Below are 523 nucleotides of genomic sequence, written 5' to 3'. Positions count from 1 at the left end.
AACAACGCTTGATTTGATATTGCAAACACGGACGTTTACGCTGTGAGAAATAACTATTTTCACATTGGCGAACATTAAAAAGTTTTTGTAAAACCAGTAAGGTATCTCTGGCACTATAAGCACTTGGATAAGGCCCAAAGAATTTACCGATTTGGTGCTTACCTTTGCCACGTCCACTGGCAATTCGCGGATAAGGTTTATCTGCCGATACAAAGATATAGACATATGACTTATCGTCACGCAGCATAATGTTATAAGGCGGACGATGTTGTTTAATTAAGTTTTGTTCTAAAAGCAGCGCTTCGGTTTCTGAACGCGTAACTAGCGTTTCAATATCATAAATTCGAGCGACTAAAGCTTGAGTTTTCGGATGCTCAATGGTTTTAACAAAATAACTCGACACCCGATTTTTTAAATTTTTAGCTTTGCCAACATATAACAACTCCCCCTCTTTCCCTAGCATCTTATAAACGCCTGGAAGTTGGGTCAGATTAGCTAAAATTTTTTCAATATGGGGACGAGC

At 38.6% G+C, this 523-nt stretch carries 1 protein-coding gene; it reads right to left on the bottom strand.

Annotated elements, in window-relative coordinates; translation table 11 throughout:
• Positions 1–523 (bottom strand): GIY-YIG nuclease family protein (locus tag ABD296_RS50275; protein ID WP_344285839.1); only part of this gene is annotated, 523 nt, incomplete at both ends.

Source organism: Actinomadura napierensis (genome assembly GCF_039529375.1).
Lineage (GTDB): Bacteria > Actinomycetota > Actinomycetes > Streptosporangiales > Streptosporangiaceae > Spirillospora > Spirillospora napierensis.
The sequence above is the reverse complement of the archived record's forward strand: the minus strand, read 5'-3'. Positions and strand labels throughout refer to the sequence as shown.